The organism is Novacetimonas cocois, assembly GCF_003311635.1.
GTDB lineage: Bacteria > Pseudomonadota > Alphaproteobacteria > Acetobacterales > Acetobacteraceae > Novacetimonas > Novacetimonas cocois.
In genome coordinates, this window is sequence record NZ_QEXL01000045.1 from 1 (window position 1) to 3,684 (window position 3,684).

Annotated in this window: 6 protein-coding genes and 1 pseudogene; 1 reads left to right on the forward strand and 6 read right to left on the reverse strand. The window is 45.1% G+C overall.

All coding sequences use genetic code 11. The features are described 5' to 3' along the window. Positions 1 to 167: 167 nt before the first annotated feature. Entirely contained in the window at positions 168 to 746 is a 579-nt protein-coding gene (locus NJLHNGOC_RS15255; protein ID WP_010512347.1) for a DUF488 domain-containing protein, read from the reverse strand. A gap of 35 nt (positions 747 to 781) precedes the next feature. On the opposite strand from NJLHNGOC_RS15255, the gene NJLHNGOC_RS15260 reads away from it, so the two are divergent. After that, positions 782 to 997: a hypervirulence associated TUDOR domain-containing protein gene (locus NJLHNGOC_RS15260; protein ID WP_113597094.1), complete on the forward strand. Its 216-nt coding sequence runs from the start codon at positions 782 to 784 to the stop codon at positions 995 to 997. Positions 998 to 1,010: 13 nt separating this feature from the next. Here NJLHNGOC_RS15260 and NJLHNGOC_RS15265 read toward each other — a convergent pair whose 3' ends face one another. The 5 genes and pseudogenes from NJLHNGOC_RS15265 to NJLHNGOC_RS16530 all read right to left on the reverse strand — a co-directional run. Beyond that, positions 1,011 to 1,283, reverse strand: a complete 273-nt coding sequence (locus tag NJLHNGOC_RS15265; protein WP_023524174.1) for a DUF1971 domain-containing protein — start codon at positions 1,281 to 1,283, stop codon at positions 1,011 to 1,013. Beyond that, complete coding sequence (locus NJLHNGOC_RS15270) at positions 1,280 to 1,669, reverse strand: PAS domain-containing protein (protein WP_113597095.1); 390 nt, start codon at positions 1,667 to 1,669, stop codon at positions 1,280 to 1,282. Before NJLHNGOC_RS15270 ends, NJLHNGOC_RS15265 begins: the two co-directional genes overlap by 4 nt. Before the next feature lie 61 nt (positions 1,670 to 1,730). Next, positions 1,731 to 2,096 (reverse strand): DUF488 domain-containing protein, encoded by a 366-nt coding sequence (locus NJLHNGOC_RS15275; RefSeq protein WP_010512344.1) that lies wholly within the window; start codon positions 2,094 to 2,096, stop codon positions 1,731 to 1,733. 6 nt (positions 2,097 to 2,102) lie between these two features. Further along, positions 2,103 to 3,392, reverse strand: coding sequence for a cbb3-type cytochrome c oxidase subunit I (locus NJLHNGOC_RS15280; RefSeq protein ID WP_338045563.1), 1,290 nt, complete (start codon positions 3,390 to 3,392; stop codon positions 2,103 to 2,105). After that, positions 3,393 to 3,684, reverse strand: a pseudogene (locus NJLHNGOC_RS16530) (nitric-oxide reductase large subunit); the annotation flags it as partial.

Below are 3,684 nucleotides of genomic sequence, written 5' to 3' on the forward strand. Positions count from 1 at the left end.
ACCCAGAAATTACCGGCCAAGCACATCAATCAGGGGTTCTTCGATCCCTCCACATCGTTTTTTTCACAGATGACAAAAGAACGCGTTTTTCACGCTTTGAAACACCATCAAAGAGTCTCAGAGCGCTGAACATTTCTTCAGGTTCCGATGGAATATTCTGATTTTTATTATGACTTCTCATCATTTTGGACACATACGGACTCTGGAAGAGGATACGTTAAACAACCTGTTGGTTCGACAACAGCACCAGACGTAAGAACGCCTTCCTGCGTGTTCGTCAACGACAGGATATGGATCACCGTCAAACCTTTAGAAAGAAGATAATCTGAAATAATGCGCCGATGACACCGCCACCAAAGAACCTCTGCGCACATTAAAACAACCGTTTCATATCGGCTCGCTTCGATTAAAGTTGCTAGACCTTTCTGAAATTCATCGCTTAAAGCATAGTCGGCATAATTATGAAAACTTTGCACACGCCAGAATGCATTAATCGTAGGTGCAACGGTTCTAGACCGCGGACGTCTCCCGCCTAACTCCGGAAAATGACGATAAATAACGTTTACTTTCCCAAGCGCTTCAGACAGGACATTACCATTGTAATCCCGATTACGCCTAGAATACGGAAACGCACGAACATCCGCCACGAATGTAATATGATAATGACAAATAAGTGTTATAAACTCGTCAAGGGAATGCGTAGAGTGACCAATCGTATAAATCGTCTTACATTTAACCTTGGTCATTTTACAGTGTCTTCGGTTGCATAAGGAAAATTACCATGTCTTCACAAACCTTCAGAATTGGCGACATTGTTTCATGGAACTCTGAAGCCGGTTATGTCACAGGTGAAATTACGAAAATTCACACATCACCATTTCTCGTCAATGGGTATCATCATCATGCGTCAGGCCAGGAACCTCAATACGAGATTGTCAGCCAGAAAACTGGGCATATAGCATTTCACAAAGGGTCGGCCCTACAGCTACAGATGTAAGTGTTCATATACTTCACAAAGAATGAACTGGATCAGAATCGTAAAACTCCAGTTTTAGCCGGACCAAACCAGATAATTTTAGGTAATGCGTCTGCTCCGGTTTGATAAGGCCTGGTTCACAAGGTGTCAGATGCCTGACTTCTCCAGTGTCAACGTACACGAGCGTCGCAGTTCCTTCCAGAATACGGATAACTGCCCATACGCCAGCCTTCGTGGCATGACGCTGACGCAGACCTGCGGGAAGAGTTATCGCATTGAACTCCGACGTAATACGATACGGTTTCATGGCTGCTTCCTGATATCACGAAAAACAACCTTTATCGCATCGATATTTCCACTATGGTTTCTTATGATATCCATATTGAATACAACAACAATCTGCGAACCATTCCGTCTTAAAGCCGGCACGGTGAGTGTACGATCTGAATTAAAACCTGTTACTCCCTGCTCCACGACATAAGACCAACCTTTCCAGTGCCGTTCACGTAATTTTTCCGGTATAATCAGATCACGTGACTTCCCAATAGCTTCCTCCGCCGCAAAACCAAACATCTGAACTGCGTTGTCATCCCACAACTCGATGATGCCTGAGCGATGGACCCGGACAATCGCATCGTCACAAATAATGGGAGAATTCTTTTGATCTGTTTCAGAAAAACTTAAATTCGGCATGGAACATAATTCCTAAAAACGTGATAACGGATGAATACTTTTTATACGTTAGCGTCAATACCTATATGTCCTGCTCATCCAGAAATTTCTGGAGAACAAGAGCGTGATTATGAAGCGGATCATGCGCAGCATAAAGAAGAGTGATCCTCCCTTTTTTCATAAGGTTCTCAAGTTTTTTGATGTCGGAATTTCCTTCAGAAAGCTCATGACGATACCTGAGTTTGAATTCATCCCAGTGAGCCGGGTCATGATCAAACCAGTGTCGAAGATCGGAGCTTGGAGCAGCATTCTTTAACCAATAATCCATTTTAACATCTGATTTGTGCAACCCTCGAGGCCACAATCGATCCACAAGAACACGAACGCCATCTATTTCCGAAGGCAGATCGTAAACTCGTTTTATCCGAACGTCGTGTCGAGATTTCATGACAGACTAATCCTTTTTGGTGTCCAGAGACACACTCCTAAAAAGTCTTTGTGTCCATAGCGGGTAAAGCGGATACAATTTGATGATAAAATCACCACTCATGACCAAAGCACCACCTGCAAAGACAACATCACCAGGCAGGCGCATCCATTGCCAGAACAATGTCGTATCATAGAATGCAGCACTCCGTGCATAAGCGTAACCATGCTCGTAAACAGCCAGGAGCTGCGACCAGCCAACGGGGAAGAAATTCAGAACAGTCCAGAGAATGAGACCTGCATTGTATAGCCAGAATGCCAAGATCCCTGGTCGCTCAGAAAACGTTTTCTCACCGGCATGGATATAGCGCAGACAGAAGTAAATCAGACCAATTGCCAGTTCACCAAAGGAGCCAAACAAAGATGCATGTGCATGATTTAACGTTAAAAATGTACCATGTTCATAATAGTTGACCAATGGCGCATTCAGGATACCTCCTCCATAAACGCCCGCACCAACAAAATTCCAGAAAGCAGCGCCAATAATGTACATATAGCCAACGCGATACTGGAAATCTCCGTGAGCATTGATCAGGCGATAATGATGAATACCCTCCATGATGAGCAGAACCAGTGGAAGCACCTCAATAAACGAAAACATTGTTCCAAATGGGATCCAGATACTGGGCTCTCCTGCCCAATATAAATGGTGTCCAGTACCAATCACTCCACCAAGAAAGACGAGAATGACTTCAAAATACATTCCGCGCTCGGCCAGCTTTCGTGACACCAGCCCCGTTGCCATAAGAGTCCATGCCGTCATGGTTGCAGCAAAAAACTCAAACGATTGCTCAACCCACAGATGAACGACCCACCACCTCCAGAAATCAGCCAGTGTAAAAGATTTCTCGATTCCTGTCAGAGGCACCATTCCACAGACGTACAACAGGGCAATATTTACTGTTGAGGCCCAGATCAGGTGTTCAAGCCGGATACGACCTGTCCAGAAATCACGAGCAGCATCTATCCAGCCAGGCACTGTTGGCCAGAGAGCGCGCATGACAAGCGCACTCCACACGATTAAACCTGCAAAGAAACCAATCTGCCAGAACCGACCAAGTTGGATGTAAGAGAGCCCCTGATTGCCGAACCAAAACCAGTTTGTATCTATCGCTCCCATAATACCGAGATAGTCTCCGACGAGACCGCCAACCACAACAAATGCCGTAACCCAGAATAGAGCATCGACAAGCCATCCCTGACCTCGTGCTTCTTCGCCTCCGGCGATGACCGGGGAAAGGAACAGGGCAGCTCCAATCTACGACAGGCCAATCCAGACTATAGGTGCCTGAATATGTACATCACGCATAAAACTGAACGGGATGTAACGATTGACATCAAAACCATAAAAGCTAGACCGGTCGTAATACATGTGAGCCATGATCGAGCCAACAAGTATTTGTATAAGTATCAAGGCCGAAACCAGCAGAAAATATTTCCATATTTTTCTCTGACTCGATGTTAATGGACGTGCAGGAACCAGAATACACTCGCGTAAACTAGGGCCTGTTAGATCTTGAATTTCTTCCCATATTGTAGGGATGGAAGAA